Origin of the sequence: Anaerotignum sp. (genome assembly GCF_040307045.1) — a bacterium.
Classification (GTDB): domain Bacteria; phylum Bacillota; class Clostridia; order Lachnospirales; family Anaerotignaceae; genus Chakrabartyella.
On sequence record NZ_JAWRKF010000015.1, the window covers coordinates 1 to 22,209 of the forward strand.

Here is a 22,209-nt window from a genome sequence, read left to right on the forward strand (position 1 = left end):
CGACTTCGGGTGCTTCCAACTCCCATGGTGTGACGGGCGGTGTGTACAAGGCCCGGGAACGTATTCACCGCGACATTCTGATTCGCGATTACTAGCGATTCCAGCTTCATGTAGTCGAGTTGCAGACTACAATCCGAACTGGGACTGGGTTTTTGTGATTTGCTCGACGTCGCCGTTTTGCATCACTTTGTTGCCAGCCATTGTAGCACGTGTGTAGCCCAAGACATAAGGGGCATGATGATTTGACGTCATCCCCACCTTCCTCCGTGTTATCCACGGCAGTCTCCCTAGAGTGCCCAACTGAATGATGGCTACTAAGGATAGGGGTTGCGCTCGTTGCGGGACTTAACCCAACATCTCACGACACGAGCTGACGACAACCATGCACCACCTGTCACCTCTGCTCCGAAGAGAAGGTGTATCTCTACACCGGTCAGAGGGATGTCAAGCCTTGGTAAGGTTCTTCGCGTTGCTTCGAATTAAACCACATGCTCCACCGCTTGTGCGGGCCCCCGTCAATTCCTTTGAGTTTCAATCTTGCGATCGTACTCCCCAGGTGGAGTGCTTATTGCGTTAGCTGCGGCACCGAGGGTTCCCCCCCGACACCTAGCACTCATCGTTTACGGCGTGGACTACCAGGGTATCTAATCCTGTTCGCTCCCCACGCTTTCGAGCCTCAGCGTCAGTTTCAGTCCAGTAAGTCGCCTTCGCCACTGGTGTTCTTCCTAATATCTACGCATTTCACCGCTACACTAGGAATTCCACTTACCTCTCCTGTACTCTAGCTTGATAGTTTTAAATGCAATCCCGAGGTTAAGCCCCGGGCTTTCACATCTAACTTACCATGCCGCCTACTCTCCCTTTACACCCAGTAATTCCGGATAACGCTTGCCCCCTACGTATTACCGCGGCTGCTGGCACGTAGTTAGCCGGGGCTTCTTATTTAGGTACCGTCATTTTTTTCGTCCCTATTGATAGAAGTTTACGAGCCGAAACCCTTCATCCTTCACGCGGCGTTGCTGCATCAGGCTTTCGCCCATTGTGCAATATTCCCCACTGCTGCCTCCCGTAGGAGTTTGGGCCGTGTCTCAGTCCCAATGTGGCCGATCACCCTCTCAGGTCGGCTACTGATCGTTGCCTTGGTGGGCTGTTATCTCACCAACTAGCTAATCAGATGCGGGCCCATCCTGTACCGAATATATCCTTTTCTCACAAGGGGATGCCCCCTTGTGATGACATGCGGTATTAGTCACCGTTTCCAGTGATTATTCCACAGTACAGGGCAGGTTGCCCACACGTTACTCACCCGTCCGCCGCTAAGATATTTAACCTTCCAGCCGAAACCTTCCGTTTAAATATCTCCGCTCGACTTGCATGTGTTAAGCACGCCGCCAGCGTTCATCCTGAGCCAGGATCAAACTCTTAAATTAAAGTTTTGTCCTGCCAGTCTTTAATCTGGCTTTCTCTGGTTTTTTCGAAACCAGCAAACTCTTTTGTCTCTTTTAAAAGCATATGCTTTTGAATTGACTATGGGTTGTGTGTTTGTATTCTACTGTTTAGTTTTCAAGGATCAATCCGCTTTTTTAGCGGCGAAAGTTATCTTACCAGATTACTTTCTTCTTGTCAAGCACTTTTTTAACCTTTTTTCGAAAGCTTTCAGTCTTTCTTCGAGTTAAATGGCGGAGAAGGAGGGATTTGAACCCTCGCGCCGCGTTAACGACCTATCCGCTTTCCAGGCGAACCCCTTCAACCACTTGGGTACTTCTCCATAATGATCTCGTGTTAAAATTGTACTTATTAAGTTGTAACTACGGAGAGAGTGGGATTCGAACCCACGGCCCCTTTCGGAGTCACTGGTTTTCAAGACCAGCTCCTTAAACCACTCGGACATCTCTCCATATGGGTTTTATCGCTTTTCTTGAGCAGCGAAACCTTTAATATTATATCTAAAGACATACTATTTTGTCAAGGACTTTTTTCACTCTTTTTTCATTTTATTGCGTCTCTGTTTTTGCGTATTGGAGACGGTGAAATATAATATAACTTACTTTGGTGTTTCTGTCAACACTATTTTTTGTTTTTTCGCTAATTTTTTTTATAATATGAGTTTTTTCCTTATTATATTTTTCATACCTTTTCACATATGTTGCCTTTACTTTTAGGGTGGCTTTTGTTGGCAATGAATGCTACAATAAGAAGAATGTATATGCCAGTAAAATGGTTATACTAGTTTAACCCTAATTAAATATTGTAAAATAACATTTAAAATAATAGTAATTGATTTTCTACAAAGGAGGATTTGACAATCCATGAAATCAGTAACAGACCGCTTTCTAACCTATGTAAAACATAATACCACATCAGATTTTAATTCTTCCACTTTTCCCAGTACACGCACGCAGCTTCATTTTGCAGATTATCTTGCAAAAGAATGTCGTGAAATTGGTTTATCCGACGTTACCGTAGATCAACACGGGTATGTCATGGCAACATTGCCAGCAACAGTCGAAAATTCTCCCATCATCGGCTTTATCGCGCATATGGATACAAGCCCCGATGCAAAGGGTGAAGGTATCATGCCAAATATTGTTGAACAGTATGACGGCGGTAATATTCCTCTAAATAATATTAGCATCTCCCCCGAAGAATTTCCTGTACTAAAAAACTATGTTGGTGATACCTTAATCACATCTGACGGAACAACGCTTTTGGGTGCAGATGATAAAGCAGGGATTGCGGAGATTCTTACTGCAATGGAATATCTTAAAAAACACTCCGAAATCCCCCATGGCAAAATCCGTATTGCCTTCACTCCTGATGAAGAAATTGGTCACGGTGTTGATCACTTTGATGTAAAAGCCTTCGCTGCAGATTTTGCATACACAATTGACGGTGGGGAGCTCGGCGAGCTTCAGTATGAAAACTTTAATGCTGCTAGAGCAATTATCAAAATTGAAGGGAAAAATGTGCACCCTGGCACAGCAAAGAATATTATGGTAAACGCTGCCCTTCTGGGTACTGAAATTGCAGCCTTACTTCCCGAAAAGGAAATCCCTTCAAAAACCGAAGGTTACGAAGGATTTTTCCACTTATGCTCTTTTGAAGGAACAGTCTCCACAGCAACTCTCAGTTATATCATACGAGACTTTGATAGCAACGCATTCGAACATCGTAAAAATATGCTACAAATGATTGTAGACCGCAAAAAAAATCAATATCCAAATTCAATTACCCTTGAAATACGTGATGAGTACTATAATATGTTTTCTTGTGTGTCCGAACATATCTCTGTCATAGATTTGGCCAAAGAAGCAATGGCAGCCACTGCCGTCCTCCCCCTAGTTCGCCCCATCCGAGGAGGTACTGATGGAGCAAGGCTATCATACATGTCTTTGCCTTGCCCCAATTTATTTACAGGAGGCCATAACTTTCATGGCCCCTATGAGTTTATTCCTGTTTCCTCTATGGAAAAGGCAGTGCAAACTATTATTAAAATTGCTGAACTAGGAATAACGCTTGACTTTAAAAAAAAGATATGATAGAATATCGCCATATTTGAATAATAGCGTTGAATGAGTTTTATGGGCAATTCTGGTTACAACCTCAGAGAGCAGTTTGTTTGGTGAAAAAGCTGCAGCACAGAATTTGTAAATTACGCCTCATGAGCTTTGTACAGGCAATGGTACAACGGTTGCTCTCCGTTATAAGAGCCGGAAGATGTTTGTCTTTTAGTTTATGATAAGCATAAATTAAGGTGGTACCACGGGTTCTCTCGTCCTTTAGACGATAGAACCCTTTTGTTTTGCTCAAAAACGTAAATTGATAACAAAAATAAAATAATAAAAGGAGAATTTAAAATGAATGCATACGAAGTTTTAAAGGAACGTGGATTTATTGAACAGATGACCCATGAAGATGAAATCAAAGCACTGTTTGAAAAAGGCGGTGTTACATTTTATATTGGTATCGACCCTACTGCTGATAGCCTTCACGTAGGCCACTTCCTTACCGTTATGGCCATGGCTCATATGCAGCGTTGCGGTAACCGACCTATCTGTTTAATGGGTGGCGGTACGGGTATGATTGGCGATCCTTCTGGCAAAGCAGATATGCGCCAAATGATGACTGTTGAAACAATAGACAATAATGTAGCTTGTATTAAAGAACAGCTGTCTCATTTTATCAATTTTGATAACAATAGTGCAATCATCGTAAACAATGCTGATTGGCTGAGAAACTTGAACTATATTGAATTTCTTCGTGATATTGGTGTCCACTTCTCCGTCAACCGTATGTTGGCCGCAGATTGCTTCAAAACACGTATGGATAAAGAAGCAGGACTATCTTTCTTAGAATTTAACTACATGATTATGCAGGGTTACGACTTCTTTGAGCTTTACAATCGCCATAACTGCGTAATGCAACTTGGTGGTAACGATCAATGGTCAAATATTATCGCTGGTGTTGAGTTGATTCGTCGTAAACTAGGTAAACCTGCATACGGAATGACATTCAAGCTACTTACAAACAGCGAAGGTATTAAAATGGGCAAAACCGTAAGCGGTGCTGTTTGGTTAGATCCCCAAAAAACAACCCCCTACGAATTTTTTCAATACTGGAGAAATATTGGTGATAAAGATGTTGAGAAGTGTTTAGCGTTGCTTACTTTCCTCCCTATGGAAGAAGTTCGCCGCCTTGGTGCATTAGAAGGCAGCGAAATAAATAAAGCAAAAGAAGTATTGGCCTTTGAATTAACGAAAATTGTTCACGGCGAAGCAGAGGCAACAAAAGCTCAGGAAGCCGCCCGCGCTCTTTTTGGAAAAGGTGTAGTAGCAGGTTCTGTTCCTACAACAGAATTATCAGCTTCTGATTTTGCTGAAGGTATGGATATTTTAACACTTCTTACAACAACGGGCATTGTTCCTTCTCGTTCTGAAGGCAGACGTGCTGTTCAGCAAGGCGGCGTAAAAGTAGCAGAACAACCTATCACTGATTTGGAATTTAAAGTAACAACCGCTTTGTTTACAGACGGTAAGCTTTTAATTCAAAAAGGCAAAAAAACATTCCACAATGTTGTTATAAAATAATACATGGCCATCCAGCTATCATGGAAAGTTTTTGCCTCGTTGCTTATAATGAAAAGTTGAGCTAAGACAGTATATTCTATTTCTAAAATAACATAGTATTTTGGATTTTGTAAAAAGGAGTTGTCAATGAGACAACTCCTTTTTATGATATTTTAATTGAATTGTCTCATTAACCAACCATGTAGATTGTAAGCATCTATTTATCAACAATTCTTTTGATCTTTTCAACCTGCCAAAGTGGCCTATCACCCCAAATTAAGCCGAATGCCATCTGTCTAAATGAACCAATACTCCTCTTAAAAATTCCCTGCACTTTTCCGGATCTTCCCATTGCATATGAGGGATGCATTGTTCAATCATCTCATCCATAGTACAATTAGATAAAAAAGAACCTTTATCGTAACACCATTTGCAATATTGGGGGTTCAAACTACTCTCATCTTCTTCTGCAAAAGTTTCTTGCCCTAATGGCATTCCACAACTTTGGCATGTTCCAGTAAGTGGTATTCCCAATAAGTCGTTGATTCCTATGTCAAACGTTGTTGAAATTAATTTCAACGTATCTACATTAGGAATAGTTTCACCACACTCCCAACGTGAAACAGCTTGCCTGGTAACAAAAAGCTTCTCTGCAAACCCTTCCTGGGATAATCCTTGCTTTCTTCTTAAATCTAACAGAACTTCTTTCATTTCCACACCAACACCTCACCCATTTTTTACTTTAGTATACATCCTTTGGATGGTTTTGAAAAGCAACCCATGGTTGCTCTCCCAACACGCTGCTCCCCATGAAACCACTCATGTGACACAAATTGCCCCACATTTTTCAGTAATCTAACACAAAAATAATCTTCAATATCTTGATTTTTCCAGCATTTAGCATTATACTGTTCTTAAATCAGTACAAATAGATGCCCTAGATATGTTCAGCTAAGAAGCTGTCCTAATATAACAAAGGAGGAATTATGTATGGCAAAAAAAGTATTAATGCTAGCAGGTGATTTTACAGAGGATTATGAAACAATGGTACCCTTTCAAGCGTTGCAAGTATTAGGCTATCAAGTTGACGTGGTTTGCCCCGAAAAAAAAGCTGGAGATATCATTCGTACAGCAATTCATGACTTTGAAGGTGAGCAGACATATTCCGAAAAAAGAGGACATAATTTTGCTTTGACTGCTGACTTTGATGCAGTAAATACATCTGACTATTTAGGTTTATTTATCACAGGTGGTCGTTCCCCCGAATATTTGAGATTATACCCTCGTGTAATTGAAATTGTGCAAGAATTCTTTGCAGCAGAAAAACCCGTAGCTGCAATTTGCCATGGCCCTCAGCTGTTAACTGCAGCAAATGTATTAAAGGGAAGAAAAGCAACTGCTTACCCCGCAGTTGGCCCCGATATCACTTTAGCAGGCGGCGAGTATATTTCAGTAGATGCTGATAAAGCAGTTGTAGATGGTAATTTAGTAACTGCACCAGCTTGGCCGGGGGATGCTGCAATTGTTTCAGAATTTGCAAAATTAATGGGTGCAAAAATTGAAATCTAATTATAATAGATAGAAAAATTACCCTTTGCAACTTCTACGTTGCAAAGGGCTTTACTTTCCCTTGTTACTCACCAAATCTCACCTTAATCTTTTTTATCTTACAGAAAAAAAAACCGCCTTTTGGCGGTTTTTTTGGTTTTAGGCTCTAGGATGAGCCTTGGCATATACATTCTTTAGTTTTTGATTTGTCATCTTAATATAGATTTGTGTTGTAGAAATATCAGAATGTCCCAACATTTCCTGAACCGACTTTAGATCCGCACCATTTTCAATCAAATGTGCAGCAAAAGAATGCCGCAACATATGTGGCGTAATATCTTCATCAATATTCGCCTTTTTCGCATAGCTTTTAATGATTTTCCAAAAACCCTGTCTTGTCATTGGCTTACCATTACAGTTCACGAAAAGAGTCCGTTCTTCTCCATCTAAAATGAGCCCACTACGACCTTTATCAATATATTTTTTGAGCGCGGCCTTTGCCTGACTACCAATTGGTATTATTCTGCTCCTTTGCTCCGTTCCGCAACGAATATATTCTAGGGGTAAGTTTACATCATTGACCTTTAATGAAATCAGCTCAGAAACACGAATTCCAGTTGCATATAGTAGCTCTAACATTGCCTTATCTCTAATACCTTTTGGCTCAGCGGTTAACGGCTGCTCCAACAAACGTTCCACTTTATCCAAAGGGAGCACTTCTGGCATTTTCTTTTCTATCTTTGGTAATTCTAAGCCCAAGGCAGGATTTTCAATCACGTCTCCCTTTTTTAGAAGGAAATTATAAAAGGCACGAATTGAAGCAATATTCCTGGAAACTGTTGCACCAGCCCTTTTCTGATTTTGCAACTCATAAATAAAAGCCATAATATTTGTATAATTGACCTTTGTAATATCTTCAACACCACAGTTGTGCATGAAACAGCTAAACCCTTTTAAATCTCTAACATAAGAAAGCACTGTATTCTCAGACGAATGTTTTTCATCCCTAAGGTAGTTCGCAAATTCAGTTATCGCTTTATCCATACCCAAGTCCCCTTTTTAATATGTATGTCTAATTATACTTAGTTTTCAGAGGGTTGTCACTATTTTTTGTAAAAAAAACCAAATATCGTCATATTTGACCACGTAAAAACTACTTTTTACCTAAAATTACCATATGATTCTTTCTGTTTTGTTTTTTATAGTGGATATAGGGCAACTTCAATCCCTGCACCAATGGCTATTAATATAGCTGAAGCAAGAAACAATAAACAATACTCTGTTTGTTTTCTCCTGCGCTCTCTTCTAAGGCCCCGTTTTCCATTTCCTTCGTTCCATGCCATAAGGTAATATATTGCTGCACACATGGTAAAGATATAAGCTGGAATCAATACGATGTTTTGCGGCAAAATGCCGAGCATGGCACCCCACACACCTTTCATCCCATATGTAACCATCATCATTGCAGAAGCAAACCCCAGTGAGATACTTCTTAATAAAAAAGCGGCACCTGAAAGGAATAGACCAAGGCTCAACCACCCGCCTATCCAAATAACAATGTCGTACTTTAAATATTTCCAAAAGACAACGGCAAAGCTGCCAGACTCTTGAATTTGTGCGGCATTATGAATGATGCCAGCCAATTCGGATTTGGCCCCATCTCCCATCAAATTTGCCGCAATTGCTCCCCCCAAGACACCACATAAAAAAGAAAGACAAACGATAGTAATTATCTTTTGCCCTCTTCTATCTATTACTTTATTTCGTTTTGCCATAAGTGCCATCCTCCTTTCGCAATCCTCTGCTAACAGGATATGGCTCGTCTAACTTAAATATGCTTGCTTTTATATGCAAAAATAGCTGCAATGGTCTTACCGTCTTTTATCTCTCCATTATAAATCATTTCTATCGCCTGATCTAAGGTATAACTCTCCAGCTCAATAAATTCGTCCTCATCTAATTTTTGCTTCCCCTCTGTCAAATCAAAGGCAAAAAACAAAGAAATTTTTTCGGTACAAAATCCAACTGTTGGATAAATGTCGCAAAGAAACTCAATCCTTCCAGCTTTTTTTCCCGTTTCTTCTTCAAGTTCCCTTATGACACAATTCTCACACACTTCCCCATCATTTAAAACTCCCGCTGGAATTTCCAATAATAATTCTCTAAAGGCATGACGGTATTGACGAACAAAAAGAATTCTATCATCGGCTAAGACAGGCAAAACTGCCGCCGCATTTTTCTCTCTTATGACAGTTTCTCGGTATGCAGCTCTTCCATCTGGCATCTCAATTTTATCTACTGTTACTTTTAAAATCTTTCCTCTGTAAGTTTCATTACTTCCCAACACTTTATAGCTCACGAAAATAACCCCTTTCTATGAGAAAAAGGCAGTTTAAAACTGCCTTTTTCTCGTAGTATTTACAGTAACTCTTTTACCATTTCTTCAATGCGATCCATGCCTTTTTTAATCAACTCCATACTGGTTGCGTAGGACAATCGAATATGGTCAGGCATTCCAAAATCTGCACAAGGGACAACTGCAACAAATTTTTCCTCCAATAAAATGGATGCAAAATCTGCTGCTGATTGAATTTGCACACCACCATATGTTTTACCATAAGTTCCAGATACATCCACAAATAAGTAAAAGGCACCTTCTGGCTTTAATGCATGAATGAGGGGAATTGCTTCTTCTCTTTCAAAAATATAATCTCTTCTTTTTTTAAATTCAACGCACATTTCTTCAACACAGTCCTGAGGACCATTTAATGCCTCTAGTGTAGCCACCTGAGCAATGGCATTAGGATTAGAAGCCATGTGAGACTGCAAAGAGGCCATCAACTTTGCAACCTCCATGGGCGCAGCAGCAAAACCAATTCTCCAACCAGTCATTGCATAGCTTTTAGAAACACCGTTGATTACAATTGTTCTGTTATAAATCTCCTCACCCAAAGAAGCTATGCTAATATGCTTTTTATCCTCATCGTAAATTAATTTCTCATAAATTTCATCTGAAATTACAAAAATATCTTTTTCCACTGCAAAATCAGCAACCATTTTTAAATCTTCGTAGGAAGTCACCATACCAGTTGGATTAGAAGGGCTGGTTAAAACAACAGCTTTTGTTCTTTCTGAATAAGCCCCTTCCAATTCTTCTTGAGTCAGCATAAAATGATTTTCTTTTTTTGTATGAACAATAACAGGTGTGCCTCCGGCAATTTTTACCATTTCTGAATAGCTTAACCAATAAGGCGCAGGAATAATGACTTCATCCGCTTCATTCAATATTGCCATAAAGGCATTCATCAAGGAGTGCTTTGCCCCATTGCTAATAATTACCTGGGCTGGCACATAATTCAATCCGTTGTCTCTTTTCAACTTGTCACAAACAGCTTGCCGTAACTGAGGTGTTCCTGCTGCCGCAGTGTACCTTGTATCTCCGTTTTCGATGGCAGCAATTCCGGCCTTGCGAATGTGTTCCGGGGTATCAAAATCCGGTTCTCCTACACCAAAGGTTACAATGTCTTTTCCTTCCCCTTTTAACTGAGAAGCTTTGGAAGAAATCGCCAAAGTGCTGGATGGTTTGATGCTCAATGCTTTTTTAGATAATTCCATAAATTCTACACCTCATTACTGTATTTTATATAATAGGAATGCCTACTTAACCCATTTATAATTCAAACAAGTAGCCAAACTTCAAAAAATGTATATTGTATATCTTCCTATACATATTATCAAAAAGCCTACTCAAACGCAAGATATATAATGTTTTTACACCCCTATAAACCTTATATATATTTTTTTAATTTTTCGTTTTTGAATATACTTTTATCCTCTTTATCCAAAATTTAAATAGCATGTGGGGTGCTAAAATGTCAATACTACTTATGTACCAAAAAAGAGGAGGGATTAATTATGACAAAATCTAATAGCTCTATTAGATGTTCTGTGCATGATTGTAAACACAACTGTGCGGAGAAAGATTGTTGTTCATTAGACACCATTCAAATTCGGGCGCATAATGCAAACCCCAAAAGCTCTACAAGCGTTGATTGTTGTTCTTTTGACTGTAAATGTAAATAATCCGCTCTAACGATATGCGATAAGCTTTGGCTTATCGCATATTCTTTTAATTATAACAATATAAAACGGTTTTATTTTGCTTAGATAAACCAAAGAAGGCTGTTGCAATTGCAACAGCCTTCTTTGATCATCGTATCAACTGATTTAAATCATTGTTTTTGAAACATTGTTGTGACTACATTCTATTTTGATAAAGAACCTACACCAAACATCAGGATAATTGCCCACCACATAAAATTTGGGGAATGTAGCAAATCACTTTCCCCGTTTAGTTGCAGTTACTGTTGCTCTAAAAAATCACTTCTTAATATAACTTTTTACGTTATCCTTTCAAAAAGTGCATTTAGCTGCAAACATGAAATGGTATCACAGTGTCCTAATCAATTCTGCAACCAATCCAACCCTCTGAGGAATTGTGGTAATCAGAATATATTCCTTTGGATTATGTAAAAACTCCCCATTTGGTCCTAAGCCGTCAATGGTAGGGCATCCAACGCCACTGGTAAAGTTGCCATCGCTACCACCACCTAGGCAAACAGGCCTAAATTCATATCCCATTTCTTTAATGATTGCAACGGTTCTTTCAATCGCCTCTTTGGAAAAATCTCCTTGAACGAGGGCAGGTTTTTCAACCCCACCCAAAACCTTTAATTCCACACCCTCAATAGTAGGCTTTAAGTTCCCATAAATCTCTGCAGCCTTTTTTCCTCTCTCCTGTCCACGATAGCGAATATCCACTATAAAATAACCAGATTCAGGTGTTGCAGCAGTTGGCCCCGGCTCTCCCCCGTGAAAACTTACGATGGATGCATATAGCATATTATCATCTCTACAATTTTCTTGAATATATAAAGCCTGCCTTGATAGCTCAACCAATGGGTTTTGTTGTGGATTATTCCCAGCATGGGCGGCCACACCCTTTGCTTCAACCGTGATGACATCTCTGCCATAGCGCTCAATGGTGATATATCCCTCGCCCTTGTGACCGGGTTCAGCACAAAGGCACACATCCGCTTCCTTTGCCATTTCTTCAATTATATGTTTTGAAGTAACGCTTCCCCCCTCCTCATCACAGCTAAAGAAAAAGGTAAGCTGTGTATCATTCGGGAGGCAATTTAATTCTTTTAACGCTTTCACAGCCATATAAAAGTTTACAATTCCACCCTTCATATCAAAAATCCCAGGTCCATATGCCTTGTCCTCTTGAATTCTAAAAGGCCTTTCTTTTGTGGTTCCTGTAGGAAAAACCGTATCATAATGACCAAGAAGGAAAATCTTTTTAGATCCATCCCCAAGCTTACCGCAGATGTGTGTACCACTTTCCCCACCATCCACATGCCAGGTTTCGAATCCTAGTTTTTGAAATCGTTCTTCAAGATAGAAACCACATCTATCTTTTATTTCTTTTGCACCGTAAATATAGGATTCAAAATTTACTGTTTTTTCCAAAACATCTAAATATTCATTCTGATGTTCTTGCGCATACGCAACAATTTTTTCAACAGTGGACATATTCTTTCATCTTCCTTTCTTGTTCCTAATATGTAGAAAAAACATTTTTAGAATTCAAATTAATTCAACCAAATACCACCCATTGGACTACTCCCACGCCCAGAATTTATGTAGGGCACAAACTCTTAATAAATTCCAATGCAGAATAAAGATATAGCCAAACCGTTAATTCAATTATTTGACTCGAAATCATAGAGGGTTGAAGTCACCATTAAAGGCTCACATCTATATTTTCATTCTTTTCCCTTATGATATCATTTAAGGTTGTATCAAGATTTTTGTCGTTTTCATACTCTTTCCAAAGTTTGAAAATAACCGTACTAACACCCCAAAGACCAAGGATATTTACAAACACCATGAACCCATTAAATACGTCACAAATACTCCAAACAAGGCTAACTGTAAATCCGGAACCAATAATAACAAATAATGCTATAATTACTGTGTATGCAGGAACCGCCTTCTTACCAAACAGCTTAATCACGTTCTGCTCTCCATAGAAATATGCAGCAATAATTGTTGAGAAGGAAAAGAAGAAAATACAAACAGAAATAATCAAAGACCCTGCAGTACCAAAAACACCTTCAAATGCAACCTGTGTCAATGTAATGCCTTCTCCACCTGATGCAAAAGAGCCGCTTGTTAAAATTACAAGAGTTGTAATATTTAAAATGATGAATGTATCAATAAAAACGCTCATGAATGCAACTAAGCCCTGATCACAAGGGTGTTTAACTTTTGCTACAGCATGAGCATGAGGTGTGGAACCAGTACCAGCTTCGTTAGAGAACAAACCTCTAGCAATCCCATAACGCATAGCTTCTTTTATACCAACACCAAACATACCTCCCGCAACGGCTCTAGGATTAAATGCACCTATAAAAATCATTTTAAAAGCAGGAATGATTTGATCTGCGTTTGCAAAAATTACAATCAAACCCGCGATAATATACATTAATGCCATAGCAGGTACGCAGCTGGTAATAAATCCAACAATCCTTTTTACACCACCAGTAACAACGATTAATGTTAGGATTGCAAGCCCAATACCAATTGCAATTTTAGGCACCCCGAAGGAATATGCAAAAGCATCACTAATGGTATTTCCCTGGATCATTGCTGCCGCAATACCAAAACCAATAATTAAAAATATTGCAAATGCCGTTGCCAAGCCACTGCCAAGTTTGCCTTTAAATGCAGCTCTTATGTAATGAGAAGGACCACCAACAACGGTTCCATCGGGCAAAACCTCTTTGTACTTCTGTGCAGCTGTTGCCTCTGCAAAAATTGTACCCATACCAAAGAATGCGCTAACCCACATCCAGAAAATTGCACCAGGGCCACCAGCCATAATTGCTGTAGCAGGACCTGCAATGTTACCAGTACCAACCTGTCCAGCAATGGCAGTTGTCAGCGACTGCCATGCTGTCATACCATCTTTGCCTGCTTTTTCTTTTTTCTTGAAACCGGCAAATGTTAAACGAAAGCTATCCTTCATTCTTCTGATTTGAGGAAACTTAAGCCCAACTGTAAAAAAGACACCTGTTCCAACAAGAACATACATATAGAGGTTACCCCAAAGGATGCCACTGATTTGTCCAAAAAAATTATTTAATGCATCTACCATAAAAAATCCTCCTTTAGTATTAAAAAACAAATTAGCTTTAATTTTCCGTACAAATGTTTCTTACTGCTAATGAGCTATTGCGGTGTTGCATTGTATCTCTTTTAAATCCTTATTTCAACCTCATAACGGTTTGAGCAACCTTTATACCAGTGTTTCTTGTACTTTTCAGGCCAATCTCATCCTGCAAAATACCATCAACTACATCGCCTTTATTTGGATAAGTTGTACAGGAACCCCCTAAGTAGCAACCAGGCGTAGGTTCTCCGCCAGAGCCAACAACAATCATATCATGAACCTGGAAGTAATACTGCATTGCAAGCAATGTGAATTCTTCACCAGCATTTCTGTTGCCACCAACAGCCAAGCAACCACCCACCTTGTTTTGCAATCCATACTGATACTGGCTTGTCCCATAACGTAAAAGTCCTTCTGTTCTGTCCATAAACTGTTTCATCTGGGCATTTATACTACCAAAATATACAGGAGAAGCTAAAATCAAACCGTGGCACTCTTTCAACAATGGATAAATTTCTTCCATGCCGTCTTTAAACATTGCACAAGCATATTTTCCGTTTTCCCTTTTTCCTGGTTCACGACAGCAGGCAAAACAACCTCTACAGTTATGTATGTCATAATCCCTTAAATATATTGCCTTTGTTTCAATCCCCTCAACTGTTTCAGCAGCCCTCAATGCTTCATGTAGCATAATGTCCGTATTGGCTCCCTTTCTTGGGCTTGAGGAAATACCTAAAATGATTTTCTTTTCCATAAAAATCTTCTCCTTAAAATGAATTTTAATTTATATTAGCTTCAACGTTACTTCTTCTCTTTAAAAGACTTTACAACTTGAGGGCATGTCATAAATTCCACATTAGGGAACTGTCTAATGTGCTTAATTACATTTTCAAGAACTTTTAATCTGGAAGGTCTTCCGATGATCTGAGGATGGCAAGTCAGAACATAAACAATATCAGAGTCGATCCCCTGTTCCTCCTCTTCAATAAATTCATTATACAATCCGTCGAATTCGTCTATCCAACACCTCTCCACATTGTCTAAGGACTGCATACTCTTGCCTTGCAACCTAACGCTGTACAGCCAAAAAGCAGCATCATCTAATACCCAATGAATGGGAATTTCAACAATATCACTTTTCTCACCAAATATTTCAAGATATTGCAAGCAATCTGTTCCCATCATATTACTGGAATACTCAATACCCATATCCTTTAAAATACTTAGTGTGTTGCGACTGAATTCCCAAGCCGGAGAACGATAGCCAGTCAACTTTCTCCCAATCATAGGCTCAATAATTTCACTAGCCTTTGCATAATCTTCTGCCTCCGCCTCTTTAGAAGGAAACATATCGGGAAACTTATGACTATAACTGTGGTGGCCGATTTCGTGAATTCCGGATTCTTCAATGCTAGTTATTGCCTGGGGATACATTTCAGCAGTCATACCAGGCACAAAAAATGTTGCAGGGATCTTATACTTGTCAAGGAGTTTTAGCAGTCTTGGTAACCCACGATGAATACCATACTGCCCTAATGACAATGTAACGGGTCTGTTGGCGTTTTCAGGATCTCGATTTCTCCAAATCATCTCACCATCAACGTCAAAGGTAAGTAAAACTGGCATTTTCTTCATAATTTCTTCTCTCTCCTTTGTCGTATCACATTGTTTTAGCAAAAATAAGCATGTTTATCCCATATATCGGTACACTTATTCTGTATGTTAGATATTTTATAATGCGAGTATACTTTTAAAGGATTATATTGTCAATGTTGCTCCTTATTTTTTTATATTTTTTGTATTCTTCGTCTTGTTATTTGGAACAGCACCTCTATTTTTATCAATTAACTAAGATTTTTTATATTTTTGATTGCTTTTTCTATTTTCATAAGCTATAATTCCATAAAACGGAATATGTATCTATAATTTATCTGATATCCTAAATAAAACTAAAATTTGAAAGGAGGACGCGCAATACTTCCTTGCGCTATTTAAAATGAAAGAGCATGAAAACGGGCAAAATACCACGTTTGATGACAGCCTGAATAAACATTCCCCTAAATATCCCGTATTGACTTTAGAAAAAGCTATAGAAATTATTGATTTTTTAAAAAAAAATGCAGGTGAGTCAGGGGTAAGTTTAGTTGAAATCTGTCAGGGGCTGGAAATGAAAAAAAGTAGTGTTCATAGAATTCTAGACACTTTATATTCCTATGATTATGTTGAAAAAAATTCCAGCGGAAGTAAATATAAACTAAGTTGGGAGTTATATAACATTGGTAATACTGTTCCCAAGCAACACAGCCTGTCTTCAGAGCAGTGTGTTCCAATCTTGAATTGCCTTTGCGAAAAACACATCGAAAGTTTCTCCATCGGCATTCGTGATGGCGCTTTCGTAACCGTTGCATTTAATGTTGAACCTAATATAAGTTTAAAAGCAAGCTCCCATATAGGTGAAAAATTACCTATCTATGCAACAAGCAAAGGAAAACTAATTCTTAGCCAATTAAGTGACAGCAAAATCTATGACTTCTTTAGAGAAAACAAAATAGAAGCCTTTACTGGTAGCACGATTACAACCCCTGGAAAAATGTTAAACGAACTTTTTGACATCCGTGAGAATGGATTTGCATTAGATAAAGAAGAACATTGTGAAGGTCTAAGTTGCATAGCCGTTCCAATTAGAAATTTTGAAGGAAAAATCATTGCTTCACTAAGTGCCAGTGGTCCTACGCAGCGTATTCTTCCGAAAATTGAAAATGGAATAAAACAAGATTTACTTGAGGCTAGCAAATCCATCTCCTCCAAGTTAGGATATAAGGAAAAATAAAATGAGGTGAATTGATGCCAAGAGCAAGAGACTTAGGTATTCCCTTTGAAGGAATACCTGGTAAATTTAATGCCATAACAGATGTGAAAGGGGTTGAAGTGGGCTACTCCACTGTCTGCATTGGTACTCCAGAAGACTTTGAAAACAAGAAATCGGAATTTGCAAGAACAGGTGTCACTGCCATTTTTCCCCGAGGGAAAAAAAAGAGTGCTGTTTTTGCTGGCCGCCATGACCTGAATGGGAATGGAGAGCTAACAGGAACCCACTGGATTGATGACTCAGGATTCTTACATGGCCCAATTATGATTACAAACACCAATAGCGTTGGCATCGTTAGGGATTCTACCGCAAAGTGGATGATACAAAATAATTGTTATTACCCTTCCTATCGGGAAGGCAAAGAAATTAATGGGTTTGGTTTTTTTTACCCCACAGTAGGGGAAACCTATGATGGGATTTTAAATGATATTAATGGGTTCAGAATAAAAGAAAATCATGTCTTTGAAGCTCTCAATTCTGCCAAAAGCGGTGAGATTGCAGAGGGTAATGTTGGCGGAGGCACAGGAATGCGTTGTTATAGCTTCAAGGGTGGCACTGGTACCTCATCTAGAGTCATCGAAATCGATGAAGTGAAGGCTACCTACACTGTTGGTGTTTTGGTTCAGGCAAACTACGGGCGACGAGAGGAACTGCAGGTTGCCGGTATCCCTTTCGGAAAAGAAATTAAAAACTGTGATGAATGCATTCATAGCTACTCCCCAAAACCTGGGGAAGGATCTATCATTGTAATTGTAGCCACAGATGCTCCCGTTTTACCATGGCAAATCAATAAACTTTGCAGGCGAGTTTCCCTAGGAATCGGGAACTTAGGGGGAGGCTATCAAAATGGCTCCGGAGATATTTTTATAGGTTTCTCTACCGCCAACGAAAATGCGTTTTCTTACACAACTTCTAAAATTACGCTCCTGTCTGATGAGCAGATTGAACCCCTGTTCAAAGCCGTTTCACAAGCTACAGAAGAGGCAATTGTAAATGCCCTTGTCGCAGCAGAATCTATGGTTGGCAGAAATGGAAATTTTGTTCCTGCAATCCCCCATGATCAAATTAAATCTATACTGCAACACTATAACAACTACATCAAAATGCGTTATCAGACATAATGTTCAAATTAAAAGCCGCTAAAATAAAAGCCTACACCAAAAACAATGGTGCAGGCTTTTCATTCCACTATGCAGGACTATTATTCCATTTTTATGAGAAATTTCACCAATATATGTTGAATATCCCACTTAGTTTGCTATAATTTGATATATCACATATCTTACCGTGTGAAAACCACAAACGATAAGAATCATATACAATTTAATTCTAATTTCTTAAGGAGGATAACAAATGAAACCTTATTTACTTGTTGAATGGAATGATAATATAACAGACGCTGTGGGCTGGATGTGCTTATATAACACAGTAAACGGCTATGCTGACGGTGGTATCAGAATGCACACCGGTGTCTCTAAAGAAGAAGTTCAAAGGTTGGCCACTGTAATGGCATGGAAGCATGAAGCATGCAAGCCTCGTTCTTCTGGTGGTTGCAAAGCAGGTATTCGCTATGACTATAAAGCCCCTGATGCTGAAGAAGTATTAGAAAGATTTATTGTAGCAATGATGCCTTACATTGATGCTGGGGTAGCTTTAGCCGGAGATCTTGGTGTTCCTTTCTCCACAACAAGAAAGATTTATGCAAAATACGGCAGAGAAATCCCCCTTACTAAAACAATGAAGAAAAACACTCAAATTCTTGAAAACATGAGGGCTTACAATGTTATGCTGGATCAAGAAATTCAAGGCTTTAGCTTAAACAATTGCATCACTGGTTTCGGCGTTGCCTGGGCTCTAGATGAAGCGTGGAAGTCCAAACAAGGAGACAAAAAAGGTAAAGTTTTTATTCAAGGATTCGGATGCGTAGGAGCAAGTGCTGCTCGGAAATTAGTTGAATTAGGCTATACTATAGTAGGTATTAGTGATGCCCTTGGTGTTGTGGAGTGTCAAGAAGGCCTTGATGTGGCAGAGCTGATTGCGAATAAAAACACTTTTGGTGAAATGGATCGTGCCAAATTTAAAGATACATATACGGTAAAACCCAATTCCGAGTGGTTAGATGTAGACTGTGATATTTTAATCCCAGCTGCATTGGAAGATGTTATTAACAAGGACAATGCAACTAAAGTGAAAGCTTCCTTGGTTGTAGAAGGTGCAAATATTGCTACAACCAAAGAGGCAGATAAAATTTTTGCAGAAAATGGCATTGATGTCGTTGTAGATTTTGTTGCAAATTTAGGTGCTGTTCGTGCTTACCATAGTGTAATTTTCGGAAATTTAGAGAAAGACTGTCAAGTAGTTTTAGATGACATCGAAAAAGTTTGTCGTGGTAACACTCGCAAGTTGTTTGATTACGCAGCAAAAGAAAAAATGTTCCAAAGAGAAGCAGCCTACAAAATTTTTGAGCCTACAGCTTGTGATCCTTTAGAAATTTAATAAATCATTAAAAAAAAGCTCCTTTTTATAAAAGAGGAGCTTTTTTCAATTCAAAAGTCATAGTTGACTTCCAATTTTAATTTCCTTTTCTGCCCTGTTCCATCCTTCAAATCACAAAAAATCTATTTTCTTTAACGTTTCATAGGTTCATAGGTTGCAGACCATAATTTAAATTCTGATTTGTTATCATTAACCATTCTTCCCTTTTATAGGTTTTCTGTTTGCCAAAATCCTTCCTCCGAAAAATCCCATGGCTACTATACATACGCCTAAGTACTTATAGTACATAATTGGTACCACTTCTTTTGGAGGAATAATTTTAGGTTCATCTGTAAATGTAAAATTCATATCATAAATCAACATATGATCATTTACGCGGTAAGAATATGTATCCTGATACAGCACGCCATTCTTTCCCGAATAGAAATGACTCTCTTGGTACTTTTGCCAAAACATATTTCTAACATAAGTGCCACAGGCACGTTCATCACTTTCTGTCTTTAAGAGAAAGGTAACACTATTTGCATATTCCTTAGAAACCAATGTATATTCTTCATCCCCTAATAACAGTACCTCTTTGGCTCTGTCTAAGAATTGTTGTTCCAGCTCGCCTTTATCATAAGGAAATCTTCCTAAACCATTGAAAAGAACATAGCCAAACATTACAAATACTACAAAGCCAACAACAACCTTTGCTATCATTTTTTTCCACTGGCTATCCATAGTCCCCCCTATTCTCACAAACGCTTTTTCAACTTAAAATTTTTCGATTTGTTTTTTCAAATAGATGCCTCCAAAATTTAAAAACAAAGCACCTCTTTTACCACACGAAGTAAATTTTTTGAAGATATCTTTTCTACCACCTGTTCTCCAAATTCCCTCTCAATTCTAGACAAGATATGCTCCATATCCTTTACATCTAATATCTCCTCTGGGCAACAATCAATCCCGTCAAAATCCGTGCCCAAGGCAATAAAATCCTCTCCAGCAATAGAAAGTATATGATCTATATGTCGAAACACATCTTCCACTTTTACCTCTTTTTTTGATGTTAAAAAAGGCGGATACAGATTGAGACCAATAATACCTCCCTTTTCGGCAATGGCACGCAGTTGGTTATCCGTAAGATTCCTAGGCACATCACAAATTTCTCTAGCATTGGAGTGGCTTGCAATAAAAGGCTTCCTGGCAAGGTTATATACATCCCAAAACCCCGGTTCCGAAAGATGAGAAACATCAACAATCATTCCCAATTCCTCCATCTCTTTAACAACATCCGTTCCAAATTTTGTAAGACCCCTCTTGGAATCTTTTTCTGCAACACCATCAGCAAGCTGGTTTCTATGGTTCCATGTCAAGCTCATGGATCTTACCCCTAATCGATGGTAGGTATGAATTGCAGAAATTTCACCCTCTAAGGCCTCTCCACCTTCGATAGACAACAAAGCACTGATTTTATTGTTCTTAATATTTTCTTGCACATCCTGATAACAACAAATATGCCCTATATAATCAGGATTTTTTTCAATCTGGCTATAAAAAAATTCAATGTATTTCATTGTCTGATGCATAGCAATGGGATAGTACCTGGGCTCCAGCCAAATGGCAAAAAATTGTAATGGTGCCTGAAAATTTTTTAGACGTTGTATATCAATATGCCCATCATTACAAAAGAGCTCCTGACCTTTTTCATAAATTCTAACAATAGTATCGCAATGTCCATCCCCATAACTTCTCATTCTGTCACCTCACTTCTTTTTATTCTATATTGTTATGGAAGGATTAACAACAAAAAGAACCATTGCTTACAAAGTTTTATATTTAGAATGTATGGGGCGATCTAAATCCTTTAATTATAGGCAACTTTTTGTTAAACGAAAACCCCTCTTTGCCAAAGGCACAGAGGGGATAAATTGACTATATTTTAAAGTTTGTAAATATCCTTATATAAGAATTAACTAATTTTTTTAGAAACTTCATTTTGACGTATCCGGAAATATTCAGTAAGTGCAGCAATAAATTGTCCATTAGTAGGCTTGTCCGGTGTTAAATATCCAACGACTTCAAAATATACCTGTTGACCATTTTTCTTCCACGCACTTTCTATAGCATGTCGAATTGCTCTTTCAACTTTACTAGCTGAGGTTTTAAATAATTTACCAATATCAGGATACAACCCTTTTGTAATGCCAATGAGAGCTTCTTCATTATCAACGGCCATCATAATTGCCCTTCTAATAAAGTGATAGCCTTTAATGCTTGCAGAAATACCCATTCTGCTTAATGTTGCAGAAATATCAGCTTCAAGGTTCTGATAACCGCCATCAATTACATAGGCAGTTATATCTTCGCCTGTGGTTTTGGAAGATTCTTGTTTTTCTCTGTCTTCCCCCTCCACTAACTGATGAATTCTTTCAAGCAATAATTCTCCTTGAATTGGCTTAGCCATATAGTAGTCAGCTCCCAATCCTATTGCTCTACGCACTAGCTTGTCACTATCAATAGCTGAAATCATGATGCAAATACAATCACTACCTAATTTTTTCAGGCTTTCCAAAACCCAAAAACCATCGCGATCTCCCAATAGAATATCCAGGAGCACAACATCTGCATTTAGTTTTCTCACCATTTCAAGTACTGCTGGTCCACTGTCAGTCATTCCAACGACAGACATGTCCCCCTTACGTTCGAGACAACGTTTCAGTTTTTGTAAGTAGAACCCATCTCGGTCTGCTAAAACCACCTTTAATTTCTCTGATTCATTCACTTTTGACTCCCCCATTCTTATATATGTTGGAAGAAAAGGCTTCCCTTCCTCTCTCCCACAAAAAATATTATATCATGCATTTTTATTTTCGTCAGTATTCGAGAACATATCGCAAGATTTTTTCCTTTCTCCGTATTTCATCATTTTAAGCTTCCCAATCATTCCTAAAATATAACAATTCGGTTAAAAATTGTTAAAATTTATCGTAAAAAAAGAACCGTTTTTC

General features: G+C 38.7%; 19 protein-coding genes, 2 tRNA genes and 1 rRNA gene. 7 read left to right on the forward strand and 15 right to left on the reverse strand.

Translation table 11 applies throughout. From position 1 onward, the window contains the following. From ABVZ64_RS07790 to ABVZ64_RS07800, 3 genes are all read right to left on the reverse strand, one after another. Positions 1-1,430 (reverse strand): 16S ribosomal RNA (locus ABVZ64_RS07790); the annotation flags it as partial. Between the two features lie 247 nt (positions 1,431-1,677). Next, positions 1,678-1,768: transfer RNA gene (locus ABVZ64_RS07795), tRNA-Ser, on the reverse strand. A gap of 43 nt (positions 1,769-1,811) precedes the next feature. Continuing rightward, positions 1,812-1,897, reverse strand: a tRNA-Ser gene (locus tag ABVZ64_RS07800). 412 nt (positions 1,898-2,309) lie between these two features. Between ABVZ64_RS07800 and pepT the strand changes: the two genes are divergently transcribed. Further along, a complete protein-coding gene (gene pepT, locus ABVZ64_RS07805) occupies positions 2,310-3,539 on the forward strand; it encodes a peptidase T (protein WP_352400456.1) in 1,230 nt (409 codons plus the stop codon). A gap of 318 nt (positions 3,540-3,857) precedes the next feature. Further along, positions 3,858-5,087, forward strand: coding sequence for a tyrosine--tRNA ligase (gene tyrS / locus ABVZ64_RS07810; protein ID WP_352400457.1), 1,230 nt, complete (start codon positions 3,858-3,860; stop codon positions 5,085-5,087). 255 nt (positions 5,088-5,342) lie between these two features. On the opposite strand, the gene ABVZ64_RS07815 is transcribed toward tyrS, so the two are convergent. After that, entirely contained in the window at positions 5,343-5,777 is a 435-nt protein-coding gene (locus tag ABVZ64_RS07815; RefSeq protein WP_352400655.1) for a zinc ribbon domain-containing protein, read from the reverse strand. A 279-nt stretch (positions 5,778-6,056) separates the two neighbouring features. On the opposite strand from ABVZ64_RS07815, the gene ABVZ64_RS07820 reads away from it, so the two are divergent. After that, positions 6,057-6,635 (forward strand): DJ-1/PfpI family protein, encoded by a 579-nt coding sequence (locus tag ABVZ64_RS07820; RefSeq protein ID WP_352400458.1) that lies wholly within the window; start codon positions 6,057-6,059, stop codon positions 6,633-6,635. A gap of 138 nt (positions 6,636-6,773) precedes the next feature. Here ABVZ64_RS07820 and xerD read toward each other — a convergent pair whose 3' ends face one another. The 4 genes from xerD to ABVZ64_RS07840 all read right to left on the reverse strand — a co-directional run bounded on the left by xerD (position 6,774) and on the right by ABVZ64_RS07840 (position 10,229). Then, positions 6,774-7,658: a site-specific tyrosine recombinase XerD gene (gene xerD / locus ABVZ64_RS07825; RefSeq protein WP_352400459.1), complete on the reverse strand. Its 885-nt coding sequence runs from the start codon at positions 7,656-7,658 to the stop codon at positions 6,774-6,776. A 155-nt stretch (positions 7,659-7,813) separates the two neighbouring features. Next, the gene (locus ABVZ64_RS07830) at positions 7,814-8,389 is read right to left on the reverse strand and encodes a stage II sporulation protein M (RefSeq protein WP_352400460.1); all 576 of its coding nucleotides are present in this window, start codon (positions 8,387-8,389) and stop codon (positions 7,814-7,816) included. Between the two features lie 53 nt (positions 8,390-8,442). Next, on the reverse strand, positions 8,443-8,973 hold the full coding sequence (locus ABVZ64_RS07835) for an NUDIX hydrolase (RefSeq protein ID WP_352400461.1): 531 nt from the start codon (positions 8,971-8,973) through the stop codon (positions 8,443-8,445). Positions 8,974-9,032: 59 nt separating this feature from the next. Beyond that, complete coding sequence (locus ABVZ64_RS07840) at positions 9,033-10,229, reverse strand: pyridoxal phosphate-dependent aminotransferase (RefSeq protein ID WP_352400462.1); 1,197 nt, start codon at positions 10,227-10,229, stop codon at positions 9,033-9,035. Between the two features lie 300 nt (positions 10,230-10,529). Here ABVZ64_RS07840 and ABVZ64_RS07845 point away from each other — a divergent pair, with 300 nt between their 5' ends. Then, complete coding sequence (locus ABVZ64_RS07845; protein ID WP_352400463.1) at positions 10,530-10,697, forward strand: DUF1540 domain-containing protein; 168 nt, start codon at positions 10,530-10,532, stop codon at positions 10,695-10,697. A gap of 366 nt (positions 10,698-11,063) precedes the next feature. Here the strand turns inward: ABVZ64_RS07845 and ABVZ64_RS07850 are convergent, their stop codons facing one another. The 4 genes from ABVZ64_RS07850 to ABVZ64_RS07865 all read right to left on the reverse strand — a co-directional run bounded on the left by ABVZ64_RS07850 (position 11,064) and on the right by ABVZ64_RS07865 (position 15,486). Next, on the reverse strand, positions 11,064-12,209 hold the full coding sequence (locus ABVZ64_RS07850; protein WP_352400464.1) for a M20/M25/M40 family metallo-hydrolase: 1,146 nt from the start codon (positions 12,207-12,209) through the stop codon (positions 11,064-11,066). Between the two features lie 211 nt (positions 12,210-12,420). After that, complete coding sequence (locus tag ABVZ64_RS07855) at positions 12,421-13,836, reverse strand: alanine/glycine:cation symporter family protein (protein WP_352400465.1); 1,416 nt, start codon at positions 13,834-13,836, stop codon at positions 12,421-12,423. Positions 13,837-13,945: 109 nt separating this feature from the next. Then, the gene (locus tag ABVZ64_RS07860; RefSeq protein WP_352400466.1) at positions 13,946-14,605 is read right to left on the reverse strand and encodes a flavodoxin family protein; all 660 of its coding nucleotides are present in this window, start codon (positions 14,603-14,605) and stop codon (positions 13,946-13,948) included. Between the two features lie 47 nt (positions 14,606-14,652). Continuing rightward, positions 14,653-15,486: a polysaccharide deacetylase family protein gene (locus ABVZ64_RS07865; RefSeq protein ID WP_352400467.1), complete on the reverse strand. Its 834-nt coding sequence runs from the start codon at positions 15,484-15,486 to the stop codon at positions 14,653-14,655. A 361-nt stretch (positions 15,487-15,847) separates the two neighbouring features. Between ABVZ64_RS07865 and ABVZ64_RS07870 the strand changes: the two genes are divergently transcribed. The 3 genes from ABVZ64_RS07870 to ABVZ64_RS07880 all read left to right on the forward strand — a co-directional run bounded on the left by ABVZ64_RS07870 (position 15,848) and on the right by ABVZ64_RS07880 (position 19,216). Next, a complete protein-coding gene (locus tag ABVZ64_RS07870) occupies positions 15,848-16,681 on the forward strand; it encodes an IclR family transcriptional regulator (RefSeq protein WP_352400468.1) in 834 nt (277 codons plus the stop codon). Positions 16,682-16,695: 14 nt separating this feature from the next. Continuing rightward, a complete protein-coding gene (locus tag ABVZ64_RS07875) occupies positions 16,696-17,841 on the forward strand; it encodes a DmpA family aminopeptidase (protein WP_352400469.1) in 1,146 nt (381 codons plus the stop codon). A gap of 232 nt (positions 17,842-18,073) precedes the next feature. Beyond that, entirely contained in the window at positions 18,074-19,216 is a 1,143-nt protein-coding gene (locus tag ABVZ64_RS07880) for a Glu/Leu/Phe/Val family dehydrogenase (protein ID WP_352400470.1), read from the forward strand. A 189-nt stretch (positions 19,217-19,405) separates the two neighbouring features. Here the strand turns inward: ABVZ64_RS07880 and ABVZ64_RS07885 are convergent, their stop codons facing one another. From ABVZ64_RS07885 to ABVZ64_RS07895, 3 genes are all read right to left on the reverse strand, one after another. After that, positions 19,406-19,939, reverse strand: coding sequence for a hypothetical protein (locus tag ABVZ64_RS07885; protein WP_352400471.1), 534 nt, complete (start codon positions 19,937-19,939; stop codon positions 19,406-19,408). A gap of 77 nt (positions 19,940-20,016) precedes the next feature. Beyond that, positions 20,017-20,955, reverse strand: coding sequence for a dipeptidase (locus tag ABVZ64_RS07890; RefSeq protein ID WP_352400472.1), 939 nt, complete (start codon positions 20,953-20,955; stop codon positions 20,017-20,019). 215 nt (positions 20,956-21,170) lie between these two features. Continuing rightward, a complete protein-coding gene (locus tag ABVZ64_RS07895) occupies positions 21,171-21,998 on the reverse strand; it encodes a sporulation initiation factor Spo0A C-terminal domain-containing protein (RefSeq protein ID WP_352400473.1) in 828 nt (275 codons plus the stop codon). Positions 21,999-22,209 lie beyond the last annotated feature (211 nt).

Excerpts from the sequence above, each read along its gene's own strand:
- pepT (WP_352400456.1), top strand. The coding sequence starts at position 2,310 with ATGAAATCAGTAACAGACCGCTTTCTAACCTATGTAAAACATAATACC.
- tyrS (WP_352400457.1), top strand. The coding sequence starts at position 3,858 with ATGAATGCATACGAAGTTTTAAAGGAACGTGGATTTATTGAACAGATG.
- ABVZ64_RS07815 (WP_352400655.1), bottom strand. The coding sequence starts at position 5,777 with ATGAAAGAAGTTCTGTTAGATTTAAGAAGAAAGCAAGGATTATCCCAG.
- ABVZ64_RS07820 (WP_352400458.1), top strand. The coding sequence starts at position 6,057 with ATGGCAAAAAAAGTATTAATGCTAGCAGGTGATTTTACAGAGGATTAT.
- xerD (WP_352400459.1), bottom strand. The coding sequence starts at position 7,658 with ATGGATAAAGCGATAACTGAATTTGCGAACTACCTTAGGGATGAAAAA.
- ABVZ64_RS07830 (WP_352400460.1), bottom strand. The coding sequence starts at position 8,389 with ATGGCAAAACGAAATAAAGTAATAGATAGAAGAGGGCAAAAGATAATT.
- ABVZ64_RS07840 (WP_352400462.1), bottom strand. The coding sequence starts at position 10,229 with ATGGAATTATCTAAAAAAGCATTGAGCATCAAACCATCCAGCACTTTG.
- ABVZ64_RS07845 (WP_352400463.1), top strand. The coding sequence starts at position 10,530 with ATGACAAAATCTAATAGCTCTATTAGATGTTCTGTGCATGATTGTAAA.
- ABVZ64_RS07850 (WP_352400464.1), bottom strand. The coding sequence starts at position 12,209 with ATGTCCACTGTTGAAAAAATTGTTGCGTATGCGCAAGAACATCAGAAT.
- ABVZ64_RS07855 (WP_352400465.1), bottom strand. The coding sequence starts at position 13,836 with ATGGTAGATGCATTAAATAATTTTTTTGGACAAATCAGTGGCATCCTT.
- ABVZ64_RS07860 (WP_352400466.1), bottom strand. The coding sequence starts at position 14,605 with ATGGAAAAGAAAATCATTTTAGGTATTTCCTCAAGCCCAAGAAAGGGA.
- ABVZ64_RS07865 (WP_352400467.1), bottom strand. The coding sequence starts at position 15,486 with ATGAAGAAAATGCCAGTTTTACTTACCTTTGACGTTGATGGTGAGATG.
- ABVZ64_RS07870 (WP_352400468.1), top strand. The coding sequence starts at position 15,848 with ATGAAAGAGCATGAAAACGGGCAAAATACCACGTTTGATGACAGCCTG.
- ABVZ64_RS07875 (WP_352400469.1), top strand. The coding sequence starts at position 16,696 with ATGCCAAGAGCAAGAGACTTAGGTATTCCCTTTGAAGGAATACCTGGT.
- ABVZ64_RS07880 (WP_352400470.1), top strand. The coding sequence starts at position 18,074 with ATGAAACCTTATTTACTTGTTGAATGGAATGATAATATAACAGACGCT.
- ABVZ64_RS07885 (WP_352400471.1), bottom strand. The coding sequence starts at position 19,939 with ATGGATAGCCAGTGGAAAAAAATGATAGCAAAGGTTGTTGTTGGCTTT.
- ABVZ64_RS07890 (WP_352400472.1), bottom strand. The coding sequence starts at position 20,955 with ATGAGAAGTTATGGGGATGGACATTGCGATACTATTGTTAGAATTTAT.
- ABVZ64_RS07895 (WP_352400473.1), bottom strand. The coding sequence starts at position 21,998 with ATGGGGGAGTCAAAAGTGAATGAATCAGAGAAATTAAAGGTGGTTTTA.